The organism is Pseudomonas sp. FG86, from assembly GCF_057808775.1.
The window spans coordinates 1-15,812 of sequence record NZ_JBMDIS010000118.1; the positions used below are offsets into that span (position 1 = coordinate 1).

The 15,812-nt window shown below is 54.7% G+C and carries 15 protein-coding genes; 5 read left to right on the forward strand and 10 right to left on the reverse strand.

Annotation, left to right across the window (positions count from 1 at the left end):
- Positions 1-10 precede the first annotated feature (10 nt).
- Together pilN and pilL2 are read right to left on the reverse strand one after the other, a co-directional pair.
- Positions 11-1,678 carry a PilN family type IVB pilus formation outer membrane protein gene (pilN, locus tag ACODSV_RS33535; RefSeq protein ID WP_489047294.1) on the reverse strand — a complete coding sequence of 556 codons (1,668 nt, stop codon included), beginning with the start codon at positions 1,676-1,678 and terminating at the stop codon, positions 11-13.
- Positions 1,678-2,835, reverse strand: coding sequence for a PFGI-1 class ICE element type IV pilus protein PilL2 (gene pilL2, locus ACODSV_RS33540; RefSeq protein ID WP_019818090.1), 1,158 nt, complete (start codon positions 2,833-2,835; stop codon positions 1,678-1,680). Before pilL2 ends, pilN begins: the two co-directional genes overlap by 1 nt.
- Positions 2,836-3,291: 456 nt before the next feature.
- Here pilL2 and ACODSV_RS33545 point away from each other — a divergent pair, with 456 nt between their 5' ends.
- From ACODSV_RS33545 to ACODSV_RS33565, 5 genes are read left to right on the forward strand one after another with little or no spacing between them, the layout of a single operon-like run.
- Entirely contained in the window at positions 3,292-3,642 is a 351-nt protein-coding gene (locus ACODSV_RS33545) for a metalloregulator ArsR/SmtB family transcription factor (RefSeq protein WP_008437351.1), read from the forward strand.
- Positions 3,643-3,664: 22 nt separating this feature from the next.
- Positions 3,665-4,954: an arsenic transporter gene (locus tag ACODSV_RS33550; protein WP_008437350.1), complete on the forward strand. Its 1,290-nt coding sequence runs from the start codon at positions 3,665-3,667 to the stop codon at positions 4,952-4,954.
- A gap of 9 nt (positions 4,955-4,963) precedes the next feature.
- Positions 4,964-5,434 (forward strand): arsenate reductase ArsC, encoded by a 471-nt coding sequence (locus tag ACODSV_RS33555; RefSeq protein WP_008437349.1) that lies wholly within the window; start codon positions 4,964-4,966, stop codon positions 5,432-5,434.
- A complete protein-coding gene (gene arsH / locus ACODSV_RS33560; protein WP_150054795.1) occupies positions 5,434-6,168 on the forward strand; it encodes an arsenical resistance protein ArsH in 735 nt (244 codons plus the stop codon). The genes ACODSV_RS33555 and arsH overlap by 1 nt, the downstream gene beginning before the upstream one ends.
- 19 nt (positions 6,169-6,187) lie before the next feature.
- Positions 6,188-6,736: an arsinothricin resistance N-acetyltransferase ArsN1 family B gene (locus tag ACODSV_RS33565; protein WP_008437347.1), complete on the forward strand. Its 549-nt coding sequence runs from the start codon at positions 6,188-6,190 to the stop codon at positions 6,734-6,736.
- Positions 6,737-6,991: 255 nt separating this feature from the next.
- On the opposite strand, the gene ACODSV_RS33570 is transcribed toward ACODSV_RS33565, so the two are convergent.
- From ACODSV_RS33570 to ACODSV_RS33605, 8 genes are all read right to left on the reverse strand, one after another.
- Positions 6,992-8,947 (reverse strand): DEAD/DEAH box helicase, encoded by a 1,956-nt coding sequence (locus tag ACODSV_RS33570; protein ID WP_024073377.1) that lies wholly within the window; start codon positions 8,945-8,947, stop codon positions 6,992-6,994.
- Entirely contained in the window at positions 8,944-10,824 is a 1,881-nt protein-coding gene (locus ACODSV_RS33575) for a hypothetical protein (RefSeq protein WP_019818088.1), read from the reverse strand. The genes ACODSV_RS33570 and ACODSV_RS33575 overlap by 4 nt, the downstream gene beginning before the upstream one ends.
- A gap of 110 nt (positions 10,825-10,934) precedes the next feature.
- Positions 10,935-12,839, reverse strand: coding sequence for a type I DNA topoisomerase (gene topA, locus ACODSV_RS33580; protein ID WP_008437341.1), 1,905 nt, complete (start codon positions 12,837-12,839; stop codon positions 10,935-10,937).
- Positions 12,840-12,938: 99 nt separating this feature from the next.
- Positions 12,939-13,136 (reverse strand): CrpP family ICE-associated protein, encoded by a 198-nt coding sequence (locus ACODSV_RS33585; RefSeq protein ID WP_073845721.1) that lies wholly within the window; start codon positions 13,134-13,136, stop codon positions 12,939-12,941.
- Between the two features lie 178 nt (positions 13,137-13,314).
- Positions 13,315-13,740 carry a hypothetical protein gene (locus ACODSV_RS33590; RefSeq protein ID WP_008437339.1) on the reverse strand — a complete coding sequence of 142 codons (426 nt, stop codon included), beginning with the start codon at positions 13,738-13,740 and terminating at the stop codon, positions 13,315-13,317.
- Between the two features lie 110 nt (positions 13,741-13,850).
- Positions 13,851-14,315: a single-stranded DNA-binding protein gene (locus ACODSV_RS33595; RefSeq protein WP_008437336.1), complete on the reverse strand. Its 465-nt coding sequence runs from the start codon at positions 14,313-14,315 to the stop codon at positions 13,851-13,853.
- 15 nt (positions 14,316-14,330) lie between these two features.
- Positions 14,331-14,870 (reverse strand): DUF3158 family protein, encoded by a 540-nt coding sequence (locus ACODSV_RS33600; protein WP_008437334.1) that lies wholly within the window; start codon positions 14,868-14,870, stop codon positions 14,331-14,333.
- A 5-nt stretch (positions 14,871-14,875) separates the two neighbouring features.
- Positions 14,876-15,601 (reverse strand): PFL_4669 family integrating conjugative element protein, encoded by a 726-nt coding sequence (locus ACODSV_RS33605; protein WP_008437331.1) that lies wholly within the window; start codon positions 15,599-15,601, stop codon positions 14,876-14,878.
- Positions 15,602-15,812: the final 211 nt, after the last annotated feature.

Here is a 15,812-nt window from a genome sequence, read left to right on the forward strand (position 1 = left end):
AAACTGTTACCTATGTGCGTGAACTGATTTGTAACCCATGTGGGTGAGTCATACCTACGCCAGACTTGGTTGCGTTTTCGCTGTTCTCCTCAAAACCAGTCAGTACGAGGGTTTGACCGCTGCGCAATTTGACCTTGGGCGACAGATTCTTGGTGTCGTAATCCGCTGTCTGGACACTGGAGCCGTTGCTCGTAAAAGTGGTGAAGGTCGGTTTGCTACTCATGCTCAGGGTGATCATCAGCAACATGTTGTCCTGGTCGATGATTCGAGGGAGCAACATCATGTTGAAGCCGCTGGTGATAGTCGCGGGGGTGAGCGAAGTAGACGATCCAACGGAAGCCGTAGTGGTTGTCGAGCTTGATGCGACATAGCTCTTTACGTTGCCGATCTGGATGGGTGCCGGCTGCAGATTCAGCGTGGTGACCGACGGCGAGCGAACGTTCGAGATTCGGCCCTGTTCGGAAAGTGCTTTGATGATTAAGTTGGAGCCAGCCCAAGGAGACTTCGACGTGTCCAAAATACTCAACGAGCCCGACACCGCGCCCGTGCTTATGCCGGTGGTGGCATTCTTCAGCGAAAAGCCCCATTTGTTGCTCAAGGACGTATAGACAGCCGTCCAGTCCAGGCCGGTCTGGTCTGTGTCGGTGAGAGTTACCTCGAAAACTTTGACGTTGAACAACACCTGACGGGTGATACTGCTGTTGATCGAATTCAGGTATTTAGCAACGTTTGAGAGTACTTCTGGTCGGTCACTTACCGTCAGGGTGCCAGTGGAACGCGAGAGGAACATCCGACCTTGGGGCTGTTGGCTCAGCATCGCCTTGACGTTTTTTTCAATGTCTCCGATCAGCGAGGTCTTGATGGTAACGGTGGTGCTCTGGTTGCTGCCTGATTCACCCGATGCACCTGTCGACGAAGATCCGCCGCCACCACCACCGGAACTGCTCCCGCTGCCTGTAGCGGTCAGCAAGCCCGACTTCACTGTGCTTTCAATGACCTGGTCATCACCAAATGCCCAGACGTCGAACGTCTTGGTGTCGAAGTAAGTGACATGCACGCTTCGATCATCGGAGGAATAATTCCACGCTAAGCCCAACTGGGAGGTCGCTTGATTCAACAACCCTGACAGCTTGCCGCTGTACTTAATGGGGAATGTGTTGGGTGCAGTCAGCCCAATCGAATTCATTGAGCGGGCGTTGCTCGGAACATTGCCGATGACGCCGGCGGGCATGAAGTTGGTCAGGTTGTCGGCAGAGCCCAAACCAGGTGGAACTGCAGGTCCTGAGTTGCCCTGCGTCGAACTGGAAAGGACACTTGGGTCGATTGCGTCAGGGGCTACGATGACCGGTACACCACATTCACTAGTGATGTACTGCGCGATCTCAGCGATCCCAACGTTATATGAGGGGCGATAGGTGATGTCGCAATCCATGGTCAGCGGTAAACCACGCTTGGCGACCAGCGGTTTTTTGGACACCCATGGTTTGTCGCTGAACACCACCGTAGCGCGCGCGGACTCTTGCTGCTGATTTCTCAGAAATCGGCTGTATTGAGAGGCTGTCGCAGCGTCATTTTCAGCTCGGCTGGCCGATTCATTCACACGCTGCAGCGAACAGGAACTCACCAGTGCGACGATAAGTGACAAGGCTGTGCTTTTGATCCAGAGACGAGCAGTCATCATTTGTTCCTCTCTGTAATAAAAATCAGCCGCTGTGAGGAGTTACTGTCGACCACATCGACCAGAAAGGACCGTGGAGCCGAGTCGTAGAGAGGGAAAATCGACCCAATGGCTTCTTGGAAACTGCCCTCAAATCGAAGTGGAGCGTCAATTGAGTAATCCAAATCATCGACCTGCCACATCAGTTTCCAGCCCGCTTTTTCAGCCCAGCCTTCGACGGTTTGACGAAGGGTTGAGCCAGTTGAAGCCGTCCATGTCTGGGCCAGCGGCTTCGGCGCTGCAATGTCCGTCGCAACCGGCTTTGGCGCTGCAGAAACTGCGGACGGCGCGGTGACCAGTTTCGGAGTTGAAGCGGCCTTGGCATCTGGGTTGCTGGACGAAGTCGAGGCCGGACTCTGAGTCGGCAAGGCAGACGTTTGTTTTGTAGAGCCATCCTTGGTAATCACCGTAGGAGGGGCCACGGTTTTGGCTGGTGCAGCGTTCGCCACAGGGGTAGCGGCTGATGCCGTTGTTGTGAAAGGCGCTGTTTGGGGAACGGCGGCGACTACTACTTGGCTGCCCGCATCATTGTTATTGCTCTTCGCTGCGATAGGCTGTGCAGCTGTCGATGTGTTGAGTTGAGCAATCTGAGTTGATGCAGGACGTGGAGAGTCCGGGAGCTGGTAGCCAGGGCGCAGGACGTAGCACACCTGACGGTTGACCTCGTCGACCTTCACCTGCCAGGCCGGACCTGCGAGCACCTGCAGGGTGTTACGCAGGGTCATAGGGCCAAGTTTATATTGGGCTGCTGGGAGTGGTCGGGTGTAAAGGATGTTGACGTGGCCAGAGTCTGCCGAGCAAAGCGTATAACCTGAACGGTCCACCACGTACTGCATGGCCTCATGCACATTTGGGTGCATGTTGGCTGGAATGCTGATGTCGATAATCTGAGCCATCAGGTCACGTTGGCCAGAATCTGGCAGCGTGCTGACGAGGGTGTAGCGGCCATAGCGCACTACTGGTTCTTTTTCAGGAACGGCGCCGCCAGGATAGAGGTCTGGCGTCAACATGTCCGGATTGCGACTGCTGTCGAAAGCGGGCTTGGGTGTCTGCGCCGTTTGGGTCGTGCAACTGGCGATTAACGCTAGAAGCGAGAGCGTGGTGACGTGCCTGATCATGTGCCGAGAGGCCCCCTGTAATGATAGGGGAACGGTGACAGGCTGGTACCAGCTGCGCAGTAGGAAATAGAAAACTACGTCTATAGGTATTTATAGGCTATACAAAGATGACGCGACCGAGGTGGAAAATTACCTAGTATCTGATCACCCATTTCCATTCACGCTGAGCATTCATTTGCATTCACGCTGACCACTCAATTGCATTCGACCTGACCAGCTATCCTGCCATTACGCCTAGAGTAATGAATCCAAAATCGCGTTCAGCGAACATCCATTCGAACATCAAATCTCCGTCCGCGTGCTGAGGCGATTGTTAATCCCTCCTGGTCGTTACCCTGTGGTCGACCGGTGAGCATTGATCCCCATCGTTAACTCCCGCCACAGGCATTTGTGCAAGCAGGCTGAACGTGGTTAAATCTGCATATTCGATTATCCACATATGCAGAGCGATTGCTTATGAGCCTTACACCACACACATTCTTCAAGTGCTTGGGTGATGAAACTCGCGCCCGGATCATGCTCATGCTTTCGGCTGAGGGTGAGTTGTGCGTGTGCGAGTTAATCTGGGCACTGGACGATAACCAGTCGAAGGTCTCCAGGCATCTTGCCCAACTGCGTGCTTGCGGGTTACTCGCAGATCGGAGGCAGGGTCAGTGGGTTTACTACCGGCTGCATCCCGAGCTTGAACAGTGGGCACTGGATGTTCTGAACGTCACTACGCAGGCACACCAGTCCTGGGTTAACGACCATCAAGGACGGCTGGCTTCCATGGAAGACAGACCCGTGCGCCAAGCCTCCTGCTGCTGACATCCTGATCTGGAACATACTCATGCTCATCGCAGCATCGATTTTCGTAGTTACGCTCGTCTTTGTTATCTGGCAACCCAAGGGGTTAGGTGTCGGCTGGAGCGCGGCAGCGGGTGCCGTTCTGGCACTACTGACTGGCGCCGTAAGTCTAGGGGATGTGCCGGTTGTGTGGCACATCGTCTGGAACGCTACCGCGACCTTCATTGCTGTGATCATCATCAGTTTGTTGCTCGATGAAGCGGGATTCTTCAAATGGGCGGCGCTTCATGTCGCTCGCTGGGGTCGGGGCAAAGGCGGACGTCTGTTTGCGCTGATGATCCTGCTCGGTGCAGCCGTTTCGGCACTGTTCGCCAATGATGGAGCCGCACTGATTCTGACCCCAATCGTCATCGCGATGCTGACGGCGCTTCGCTTCAGCCCGGCATCCACCTTGGCATTCGTGATGGCCGCAGGCTTCATCGCTGATACCGCCAGTCTGCCGATGGTGGTGTCCAACCTGGTGAACATCGTTTCGGCAGACTTTTTTGGCGTGGGTTTCGGTGAATACGCTTCTGTCATGTGGCCAGTGAACCTAGTGGCCGTGGCCGCGACACTGTTCATGCTCTGGATGTTCTATCGCAAGGACATTCCCGCCCAGTACGACGCGGATCAGCTTGAGGCCCCGGAGTCGGTGATTCGAGATCGGGCGACCTTCATTGCTGGCTGGTGGGTACTTGGCCTGCTGCTGGTTGGTCTGTTCGCACTGGAGCCGTTAGGTATCCCCATCAGCGCTGTTGCTGCTGCGTGTGCAATGATCCTGCTGGTCATCGCAGGTAAAGGCCAAATCATCTCCACGAGAAGGGTCATCAAGGACGCGCCCTGGCAAATTGTCGTGTTTTCGCTGGGCATGTATCTGGTGGTCTATGGCCTGCGTAATGCTGGCCTAACCGACTCGCTCTCGGGGCTGCTGAACATATTTGCCGAGCATGGCCTATGGGCCGCTACCTTGGGCACCGGTATCACCGCTGCGCTGTTGTCCTCGATCATGAACAACATGCCGAGTGTGCTTATCGGCGCTCTGTCCATTCAGGGCAGCGACGCTACAGGACTGGTACGTGAGGCCATGATCTACGCCAACGTCATCGGTTGCGATCTTGGCCCCAAGATCACGCCCATCGGAAGCCTGGCCACGTTGCTGTGGCTGCATGTGCTAGCGCAGAAAAATATCCGCATCACCTGGGGTTACTACTTCAAAGTCGGCAGCATCCTCACCCTCCCTATCTTGCTGGTAACGCTGGTGGCACTGGCGTCGCGGCTGAGCATCCCTGTCTAGGAGAAACCCATGAAAGTGCTATTTATGTGTACGGCAAACAGCTGCCGGAGCGTTCTCTCGGAGGGGTTGTTCAACCACCTGGCCCCGAGCGGTTTTAACGCCGTCAGTTCGGGCAGCTTCCCAAGCGGACAACTGAATCCACGCGCCGTGAGTACGTTGCAAGCGCTTGGTATCGACACCACAGATCTCTACAGCAAAGGCTCAGAGGTGTTTTCGGACTCACCACCGGATGTGGTGATCACCGTGTGTGATAAGGCTGGAGGCGAACCCTGCCCGGTCTATTTCGGGCCTGCTGTCAAAAGCCACTGGGGCCTCGCCGACCCTTCCGATGTAGAAGGCACAGACAGCGACATCCAAGCCGCATTTGACGCGACCGTCGTCCAGATTAAAAAGCGTTTCGAGGCATTCTTCAGCTTGGATCATTCGGCGCTCACACCGCAGGAACTGAAGCGCGAGCTAGATCAAATAGGTGAACTGTAATGGACGAATTTTCCTCGGAAAGCAGCCTGGATCTACCTAATCTGGATCAGTCGCTAATCGACTTCGTCACACTGGATCGCCTGCAAGGCAACGAGCAACCGACTCACAAACCACGCATCTTGTTGCTGTATGGCTCAACCCGTGAGCGCTCTTTCAGCAGGCTGCTGACCCAAGAGGCCGCGCGCATCCTGACCCTAATGGGAGCCGAGACCGTCATCTTTGATCCCTCGGGTCTGCCTCTCCCTGATGACGCTCCGGAAGACCATCCAAAGGTTAAAGAGCTGCGGGATCTGGTTCTGTGGTCAGAGGGACAGGTGTGGTGTTCGCCAGAGCGTCACGGTGCAATGTCTGCTGTATTCAAAGCCCAAATAGACTGGATACCTCTCACGTTGGGCGCTGTCCGCCCCAGCCAGGGCAAGACGTTGGCCGTCATGCAGGTCTGCGGTGGATCACAGTCCTTCAACACGGTAAACCAGCTTAGGATCCTCGGGCGCTGGATGCGGATGATCACCATCCAAAACCAGTCGTCAGTACCCAAAGCCTTTCTGGAGTTCGACGACGCAGGGCGTATGAAGCCATCCGCCTACTACGACCGTGTTGTGGACGTGATGGAGGAACTGATGAAGTTCACGCTGATGGTTCGGGGCCGGGAAACGTATTTGGTAGACCGCTATTCGGAGCGCAAGGAAAGCGCCGAAGCACTCTCGAAACGAGTCAATCAAAGATCGATTTGAGCGACCAAGGGGATAGAGGATGAGCAACACCACAGTAAGGATTGCGCAGATTTCGGACGCTCAAGCCATCCAGGCAATTTACGCACCGATGGTTGAGCATACGGCGATTTCGTTTGAGCTTGAGCCGCCCACAGTCGAAGAGATGGCCAAGCGGATTGGGTCGACTTTGCCGACTTACCCGTATCTGGTAGCGGAGCGAGACGGCCAGCTCATCGGCTATGCATATGCCAGTCAGCACCGGGCTCGTGAGGCCTATCGCTGGTCGGTCGACGTCACCGTTTATATATCGCCAGAAGCGCACCGTAGCGGGGTCGGCCGGGCACTGTATGGCGTGTTGCTGCCGACATTGAAAAGGCAAGGGTTTCACGCAGCCTTTGCCGGGATCGCGCTGCCAAACGATGGCAGCGTGGGGCTGCATGAAGCACTAGGCTTCGCTCACATCGGTACGTATCCAGAAGTAGGATTCAAGCATGGCGCTTGGCATGATGTTGGATATTGGCGTATCGCGCTGGATTCAACGAGTCCGCCAAAACTGTCCGTGCCTTTCAGTGAGATCAGTCTCTTCTGAATGGGTCTCGACGGCCATTATGAGCGATGGGAAGATTCTAATACGTAACAAAGTCAATTATGTTCGACTCCTCGAAATGAATACGAGCAAAGTGGGTAAAATCGAAATAGATTTGCCACTTTCGGAAGTTTGCAGATATCGAACGAAACTATTGTTGCCGATGGGGAGGCCTATTAGATTCCAGAAAACAAAAGTAATGGTTCCAAGTACGTTTACAAGGTCTCAGCCACTAAGAAGCAGTGATATACCGCAGATCTACAAATTGGTCGCCAATGCTTGTCTCGCGTTGCCGGCCGCGTCGGGCTCAATGAGGTCACTTGCCAACTGACGCTTATCCTGCAGCATTTGCCAAAGCATCTGGTCGATTGTGTTTTCCACCAGCGGGATTTTCACCACGACCATGCGCAATTGCCCATTGCGGTAGGCCCTGTCCTCAGCCTGGTCCTGCAGTCCAGGCGTCCAGGGGAGGCCCAGGAACATCACATAGTTGGCCGCAGTGAGGTTGTTGCCGGTGCCGGCAGCGGAGGTAGTGGCGGCAAAGACGCGGGTTTCTGGATCACTTTGGAATTGATCGATCGCCTTCTGCCGTTTGCCTACAGAGTCACTGCCGACAACCGTGACGCACCCGTACTCAGCTTGCTTGCACCGAGTGCGAAGTGTTCCTACCGTATCCTTGAACTCACAGAACAAGATTACTTTGTCCTCCGCGTCCAGTTCGCACAGCAGATCCATTACGACACGAATCTTTACCTGCTCAAGCAACTGACGCAGTGATCCCAACCTGGCGAGGCTAGGCCTGTCTTCGAGCCGAATTTGATCGTATTGCTTGCGCTCTTCAGCAGTGAGTTCGATGGGTAAAGTTTGGCGCTGTTTGCCCTTGAGACCGGGCAAGACATCCTTGCGTCGACGGAGCATCCAATCGCCGATTGCGCCCCGCAGATTCATGCGGAAATCCTGACTGCCGGCGAACTGTTCGCAGAATTCTTTCAAGGGCAGTTTCCCAACGGGGTGGCCGGATAGCCGTAGCAGCGTGTGCAGCTCAGATTCTCGGTTGAGGACTGGCGTACCCGTCAGCAGGTAACGGTTGGGTATCTTGGCGGCAATGTCGAAGCCGTGACGTGTCCACGCGGCGGTCGGCTCTTTCAGGCGGTGCGCCTCGTCGATGATCATCACTTCAAAGTGTCCTGCATGCAGAACAAAATCGCCAAGGCGTTCGTAGTTGGTGATAATCCATTGCGAAGAGGGATCAAAGACCTGTTGGCCGATAGTGGCCTTGGGATACACCATCTGGATTTCGCGTTGCCAGTTGATGATCAACGTCGACAGGGTGATAACCAAGATGGGTCTATTAGCTGCTCGGATTGCAGCGGCAATGATTGCTTGGCGAGTTTTACCAAGCCCCATGTCATCCGCAAGCAAGGCGCTTGTGCGCTGTAGCAAGTGCCGGATGCCTGCCGGTTGATGGTCCAGTAAAGAATAACCAGCCAATGCCTGGTTAATCTGTTCGGTAGTGGACCCGGTGCGCTCGATTGAGGGCACCGCGGCTAAATACACATCGGTTGAGGTGCTATCGTCAGCCGCTTTTGCTGCGCGCTCTTGTGGCGGTCCACCAAGACTGATGCGGGTGATTTCATCAGCTGGAACAACGGATCCGTCGGTCAGCAGCTCTTGCACGGTGTCGAGGATTTCGAACTGATCCTCCGACAATCCAAGCTCCAGGATCAAGTTGCTTCGCACCACTTCCGCACCAGCGTCAATGCGCCAGGACTTGGAATGCCCGAGAAACACGCCGTGCATGCGCCTTGAAACGGCGACCGCGCCAGGATGGTAGTCACCTGACAGCAGGATCCCGCCCTGAACGAGTGGAGCTATCCGAAAGGTCAGCCCCCACGTGAATGCCTGCCGATCTGGGTCGTTTTGTGCGGCTGTGATTTTATGTGAAAACGTCTCCCAACTTTCATTGAAACGGTCCTCGGACAACTCCATCAAACGGTGGAAGAGCACATCCAGGTCATCCAGCAACTTGCCTTTTGGTAATCGCCAATAGCGATGTTGAGGATGCTCGGCACGCCGAATATAGAAACCATTACGTTCGAGAAACAGCCGGTTCGCACCCTCAACGTATTGCATTAAGACCCCGAAGTCATAGCCGTCAAAAATGACTTTTTCGACCAGGTCCTGCCGGCGGTTCATCAGACGTGGACGACTCATGTCCTGCTCAATCGTTGGTTGATCCATTCCGCACAGGCCTGGGCATGCATTTTTTTCCGGTTTCGATTTGTATAGCGCGACATGGATAGTGTTTGGTCGGGCCATTCCAGGTTAATGGCGAGCTCACCCGATTTGATCTTTGCCCAAAACCATTGATAGGCCCGGTCAACCCTGGAGCCCGACTTAGGTGTGCGATTGCGGAGCCCTCTCAGTTGTATCGTCACCAGGTGTTTGGGAGTCAATTTTGCTAACGTTTCGCCCCAGGCACTTTCATCCATTTGGATTTCTGCAGAGGCCAACGATTTCCCGTTTTCGCGAACCGAAAAAAGACGGCAGATGCCCCGATAAGCACTGTAGTCGTAACCATCAATGCAATGGCCCAGCGCTCGATGTTCCGCATCAAGATCGGCGGGGCACTTCAGTTCGATAATTTGCAGCCCATTTGGACTCACGAGGGGTGTGCTGGTTGAATAAAGCAGCGGCTTCCAGGGCGTTAAAGAGTCTGTTCTTGTTTGTGGATCTACTGCATCTAAAGCCTCACGGATGTCTATCAACGCGAGGTGAAAGCCATTCACCAAGCTGGCGATCTGGTGATAGGAAGCAGTAGCAATGAAGCTTTTGAGTTTCTGCAGTGCTTCACCAGAAGCTGGTCCGTCGCTCTCATCAACGTTGTTAAAGAGCTCGTTCAGGTCTCGAAAGTCGTCGGCGATTTTGGACCAATTGTCGTCCGACCAATCAGTTGGACACCCTGACAGCAGCCTGTTCCAGTCCTGCGTTTGATCCAGCAGTTGATACGGGATTTTATCCAGCAGCGCGAAGAGAGTGATCCAGTGCGCTTTTTTAAGAGGACGGCGATTGCCCAGTGAGGCTCCCAGCAGCAGTCGATGCCAGGGTCCTTGTGGCCCCTCGCGGCTGATACGGGTCAATGCACTGCCGGTATCGAATACCCGCTGTTGACCCAGGTAGCGCACTGCAGCGCGCGGCGCCTGTAGCAGCCAAGCCAGTGTGTCGGAAAGGGGGAGGCCCGCGTCGGCTATGCGACCTACCAGGCACTCTTCAGCGGAAATCAAATAACGGTCCTCACTCCAGTATGGGCGCCACGCCTGAAGTTCATCCCATGGGCAGTTCATGTATACCTGCTGCTGCCCATCCCACGGCCACGGCCATTGATCTGCTAGTACCAGAAGTGGAATCAGTACTGGCTGGGCTTTTAGGGCCTGAAGGCGGCGTTTTCGGTCACCTTGAGCCAGCCAGTTATAGAGCTTGGGTGAGGGACATTGCGCTGAACGAATGGCGAATAAAAGCTCTTGGTCCAGACACTGGCAAAACTGCTTCAGCGTGCTGCCAATCTGCTTCAGGTAAAATCGGGTGCGGGGATTGAAGTACCGATTGTTGCTCGCCGTCCAATCGAAGCCGCGGCGATTAAAGCTTCCTAGATCTTCAATCGAAAGGGCTTTCGCCCTCTCTCCAGCAGACTTGCAGAAGGAGGTCAGTAGGACGTCTGCATACCAGCGTTTTTCAAACCTGAGCAGTAGCTGCTGGGCCACCATTGCGGTGGGTTTTCTCTTATGCACGCGGTCCTTGCTGAAGATTTTGCAGGCCTTAACCTGATGACCATCGAAGTACTGGAGGTGATCGCCGATTCTGGCCAGGAGCCGCCGTGTTTGATCATCTGTAGAGGGCAGGGCTACGCACCAGCAACGAGTATGGACAGTGGAACTCAGATAGGTATCGATGAAGGAGGTCAGCTGGGAGGGCGGTACGTTAAATTGTAAAGCCCAGGTCTGGGCGACTTCAATTTGCCGGTCTGAGAACTTCTCCAGCTTCGGCGCTAAGATGCGCAGCCCCACCACCGATTGTCTCTTCTGTACGCTCACCCATGACCTCCTCTGCAATTTCGCAGAGGACTGTCAGGTATAGGAATGGTGGGCTTCTAGGGTTAATGCGTAACGGCGTTGTCGGTGATTTATATCGGCAATGGCAGAAGTCACACCCCTCTGGGTTTATTGAGATCTGGTTTGCCATTCAAGTTTGGAAAACTCACCTTGCATCCATTCGATTTGAAGCCTGTGCAACCCCAAAAGTCATAGCCACCGCCCCCTTTTTTTTGTCGCCTTGCGAGGGGTTGATTGCACTTGGGACAGTTGAAAGCGCCACCTGCTGTGGCTGGGCGTGGAGCGGACGCCATCGGCACACTCGGCATTCCACGTTGCTGAGACAGTTCCTCTTCCAGGCGTCTATGCAGACGCGCAACGACAGCTCCATAGGTGTCTTGGCCCTGGGCGACTTTGTCCAAATCCCGCTCCAGCTCCCTCGTAAAATCGAGCTCCACGAAACTGTAGAACCCTTCCAGCTTCGCGATTGTTTCCTCCCCCAGCGGCGCCGGTACCAGCTTGCGGCTTTTTTCCTCAATCATTCCTTTGCTGGTGATGTTCTTCAAGATCGAGGCGAACGTGCTGGGACGACCAATACCGCGGCGCTCCATTTCTTTGATTAGACTGGCCTTGGTGTAGCGGGATGGCGGCTGAGTTTTCTTCTTCAGCAGTTCTCCGTTGTGCACAGAGATGATCTGTTTTGGTGTGAGTGCAGGAACTGGGTTGCTCGCTGCTCCATCTTCCTCATCGTCTGTGTCATCGCCCTTGAGCAGTTTCCGCCACCCAGGATGAAAAAGGGTTTCACCAGTTGCATTGAATCGCAAAGCCTTACCATTTGGGCCAACCGCGAGCAGTTTTACAGCACGCACGTCGAATACCGCCGCTTCGATCTGGCTGGCCAGCGCCCGGACCCAAATCAACTTGTACAGGGCGAGTTCCTCGTCGTTCTCACCAGCTTTTGTATCAGCCCAATGCGTCGGGGTAATAGCGGGGTGGCCTTCCTGCGCGCCTTCGGCGGCCTTGAATGTACGTCGCTCGTCGACGGTCTTCAATCCGATAGATCTAGCTACGGTTCTAATATCCTCCATGGCCTCGTCTGGTACGTTGGGATTATCCGTCCTGTGGTAGGTGATCACGCCTTGTTCATACAATCGCTGGGCGACTTGCATGGTCTTGTCCGGGTCCCATTTCAAGGCGTTGCTGGCTGCTTGTTGAAGGGTGGAAGAGATGAAGGGCGCGGGTGGGTGGCGCTCGGCCTTGCGGTCTTCACAGGACTCGACGACGACATTACGTGTGCCGGCGACGAGTCGGGCCAGGTTGGCATCTTGAACGTAAGGAAAGTCTTTGCTCGCGAAATCCGGTACCGGTTGCCAGTCTGCATACCAGGTGGTGCCCTGATTCATATCCACAAAGTTCAGACGCACACCGAAGTGGTTGATTACCTGAAAGTTGCGGATCTCGCGCTCGCGCAAAACCACCAGGTATACGGCAGGCGATTGCACGCGGCCTGCAGAGGTGGGCTTGCCCATCAGTCGGCGTAGCTCCTGAGTCACCAGGTAACCCACCAAACGATCAAGTACACGCCGGCATTCTTGTGACGCGACTCTGTTCAAATCGATTTGGCGAGGATTGGCTAGAGCCTCTGCGACACGCTTCAGGGTGATTTCATTGAAGGTGATGCGTTTGTAGGATTTGACCGCCAGTACCTGCTGGATGTGCCAGCTGATGCTTTCACCTTCGCGATCCGGATCGGTTGCGAGGTAGATTTCATCGGCCTGTTTAGCTGCGGCCTTGATGGTCCGCACGGCCTTGGCGCTCTTATCCAGGATCTCGTACACCGGTGTGTAATTTTTGCGGACGCCTGTGGTGATCATGCTGTCGTCCTGCCCTCTGGCGGGCAAGTCACGTATGTGCCCACCACTGGCGACAACCAACCAGTGTTCGCCTGGGCGCAGTTTCTTCATCATTGGCTGAAGCTTTTTCAGCTTCCCAGGTGCCTCGATGATCAATAGCTTCACGGTGTGCCCCTTCTCAATTATGCAGAGCGGGACTGTCACGTCATGGCAGGTAAGGCTTCAATGGGAAATGGTCAATGCACAACGGGAGGCTTTTAGCGGCTAGAGGTCCAGCGTCAGCTGCTGTTCCTGGGCAAAGCCCTTTAGCCACGACGCGCGCATCGCAGGATGGTGGTAAGGGCAGTCATACACCCGTAGCCCTTTTCGGGCGGCGTCAGCACCGGCTATTTGAACGGCAGTATGGGGGTTATTGAATTGCCGCCTATCTGCTGGTTTCAAAGAAGTTCGAGATTGCGCCATTGGCTATCGGTCCCCGAAGAACAGATCTATCAGACAGTAACATCACGAATAGCGCATTTTTTTGCATCAAAAACGGAAGTTTTAAACTTCTGTGCTTGAGATAGCCGAATGGAAGTGTGACTCAACCTGAAAGTTAACGAATGGCGCGATTTTTTGCCAACCAATTGGCGGTTTGATGTCAATTCGAAGCTGGCTCGTCCGTCCAGTTCGCAACTCTGATCCACGCGATGAAGTCCTGAGTGGATTGTCCGCTTTGAACACGTAGTTGTTCCAGCTTGCCGTATAAGTGTTCAGTCATTTCGTCGTCGTCGTCAAAGTCGACGCGGTATTCAGTATCTAAGCGGTATTCATCGAGCAAGGTGTTGATAAATCGGCGGGCTTGCCAGGTATCAAGGTCTGTCTCTCCACGGCCCCCCATCAGATACTCTCCCGTTCGCCACCCAACTGGAGCCCATGATGCTCGGTTTATGTCCAGGGTGAGCCCGTAGTAGTCCGGAGCATTCACCTCGCTTTCATCAAAGTAAGCCCAGTAAACACGGCCTAAAGCTGGGTGCTCTGCGCCAATGACAACGTACCCTGTTGGGTCCCTCAAAACTTCATCCATCGGCACGTCCTAATTTGTAGTGGTTCTCTAATGAGGTCGGGGGAAACGATGAGCTGTTTCCCCCAACACCGACAGCTACACGAATGGGCCGAAAAATTAAGCCCCTGTTTTCAGAATTGCGGTGGATCGGTATCTGGATATTCATCCGGGCCTGGAGCTGGCTGCGGCCGCGATTCGGGTCTGTTGGACTGTTGCGAATTCTGGTTTTGCGAAGGCGCCAGATTCACCATGGTCACGCGGTGTGGCAGCATGCCGACCCGGCTGGCCTGGATTTTCAAAGCTTCGAATTCGCCATCGTCGTTCTTCCAACGGTCCATAACGGCGCGACCGGAAACCAGCACTCGCATACCTTTCTGGAACAGTTGCGAATAATGCTCGGCGTCCTTGTGCCACCACTCCACATTCGCCCAAAAACCGCCACGATCTTCGTAGCCGCCTTTGCCATCCGGAATCGAATTGTCGAAGTAAACGTTGGCTCGCATGAGTCGACGTGGGTCTTTATTGCCGTTGGGGAATTCTTTGAATTCCGGTGCAGAACCGATATTGCCTTCCCAGCCTTGTACGGGCGTGCCCATGAGTATTCTCCGAGGTTATTGGTGTTGCGTTGGGTTGTTGAGCTGCTGCAGGCGAGCGGTATACACGGCCTCTGCCTGGCCCATTTTTTCTGCGCACTCGGCGGCCTGTTTGGTGATCGAGTGCAGCAAACTCATTTGCATATTCAAGGTGATGCGCTGCAGCTCCATCACGTAAAGATCCTGCAGCATGGATTCCGGTGTTCTGGGTGAGCCCATCATTTCTGCCCAAACCCCTACGCCCATCCGCCGATCTGTCACCTGCTGCCATCTCAAAAACTGGGTGCCGGCTTGGGTGTTCTGCTCAGTCAACCGCACTGGAACTAGGGTGAATGGATATCGGCGGGCCTGGCTCAGCACTTCCTGGGCAAGAGCTTTTAAGTCCGATTCTTGAGCTCGGCAAAGATCGGCAAATTGGGTCAGCTCCCCCTTACCTTTAAAAGGCTTTAAAAGGCCCTTTAGTGAGGCAGCCTGTTGCAGTCGCTGAAAGGCTTCCTGTTGCAGTGGCCGGAAGGCGGTCTGTTGCAGCGACCCATCATTGGAGGGAATCTGGCCCATGCTCTTTAACCCTCAACGGGGTCATCGAGATGATCATCCGTCTCGGTTTGCTGCTGACCGCGGATGATCGGTGGCGCGAAATTCGAACGGCGGGTGCCTTCCAGGATGTCTTGTGGCAGCTCACCGTACCGCTCGTACATTTTGCGGGCTGCTTCAGCCTTGGCATTGTTTGCAGCGAAGTCGTCGCGGGCAGCGCCTGAGTACTTATAGATCTGGGCCAGACCAAACAGTCTCCGCAGTACCGCTGCGCCTTCGTCGATCCAGGTTTCCATATCGTGGCGCCCGACAAGGCCAACGTGCTGGGCCAACAGAATGCGTCTGACAATTTCGTCGTAGTTCGTCAGCAGGTACACAGCCTGAAATCCCAGGGGATTGGAGATGTACAGCGGGAGGCTGACAGGCTGGATCGAGAGGTTTTCGCTAATGCTGATGGCCGGTGGAAGAGAGGCCATGGCTGTGTCCAGGCGATCTTCGATGGTCTTTAACGCTTCCTTGGAATCGTTGATCTTTTCCTCGAGGAGGATCATCCACCAGTCAGAGTAGGGATCATCCTGTTGGGCGCCTCGAGACATTCGATTGACGACAGTGCAGAACCCTGACAGACCAATGATGCCGGCTTTGAGGTCATTTTTAGGGCGCCCCATCCATATACGAGCGGCGTGGTGAGTGTGAAGGGTGAGCTTCACATCGCTGCGCAGTGAACCGATGTTGAGCCGGAAGTTATCAGCCATGGTGCAGTGTTTCCTTGGGAAGAGGATTGACGTACCCATGCTGCAATTTGGCTATAGGAGACGCAGCATTAAATACGTAGCCCGATGGAAGGGGATTTGTTGAGGCTTCTATATAGGAAGAGCTGAAACTCGCCGGTGCGGACCGAATCCCTTGCGTGGCGGCCACCTCCGGTGCCGGATGCTGTCAGGGTGTTGTGGGCCACAACACTTG

Excerpts from the sequence above, each read along its gene's own strand:
- pilN (WP_489047294.1), bottom strand. The coding sequence starts at position 1,678 with ATGACTGCTCGTCTCTGGATCAAAAGCACAGCCTTGTCACTTATCGTC.
- pilL2 (WP_019818090.1), bottom strand. The coding sequence starts at position 2,835 with ATGATCAGGCACGTCACCACGCTCTCGCTTCTAGCGTTAATCGCCAGT.
- ACODSV_RS33545 (WP_008437351.1), top strand. The coding sequence starts at position 3,292 with ATGAGCCTTACACCACACACATTCTTCAAGTGCTTGGGTGATGAAACT.
- ACODSV_RS33550 (WP_008437350.1), top strand. The coding sequence starts at position 3,665 with ATGCTCATCGCAGCATCGATTTTCGTAGTTACGCTCGTCTTTGTTATC.
- ACODSV_RS33555 (WP_008437349.1), top strand. The coding sequence starts at position 4,964 with ATGAAAGTGCTATTTATGTGTACGGCAAACAGCTGCCGGAGCGTTCTC.
- arsH (WP_150054795.1), top strand. The coding sequence starts at position 5,434 with ATGGACGAATTTTCCTCGGAAAGCAGCCTGGATCTACCTAATCTGGAT.
- ACODSV_RS33565 (WP_008437347.1), top strand. The coding sequence starts at position 6,188 with ATGAGCAACACCACAGTAAGGATTGCGCAGATTTCGGACGCTCAAGCC.
- ACODSV_RS33570 (WP_024073377.1), bottom strand. The coding sequence starts at position 8,947 with ATGAGTCGTCCACGTCTGATGAACCGCCGGCAGGACCTGGTCGAAAAA.
- ACODSV_RS33585 (WP_073845721.1), bottom strand. The coding sequence starts at position 13,136 with ATGGCGCAATCTCGAACTTCTTTGAAACCAGCAGATAGGCGGCAATTC.
- ACODSV_RS33590 (WP_008437339.1), bottom strand. The coding sequence starts at position 13,740 with ATGGATGAAGTTTTGAGGGACCCAACAGGGTACGTTGTCATTGGCGCA.
- ACODSV_RS33595 (WP_008437336.1), bottom strand. The coding sequence starts at position 14,315 with ATGGGCACGCCCGTACAAGGCTGGGAAGGCAATATCGGTTCTGCACCG.
- ACODSV_RS33600 (WP_008437334.1), bottom strand. The coding sequence starts at position 14,870 with ATGGGCCAGATTCCCTCCAATGATGGGTCGCTGCAACAGACCGCCTTC.
- ACODSV_RS33605 (WP_008437331.1), bottom strand. The coding sequence starts at position 15,601 with ATGGCTGATAACTTCCGGCTCAACATCGGTTCACTGCGCAGCGATGTG.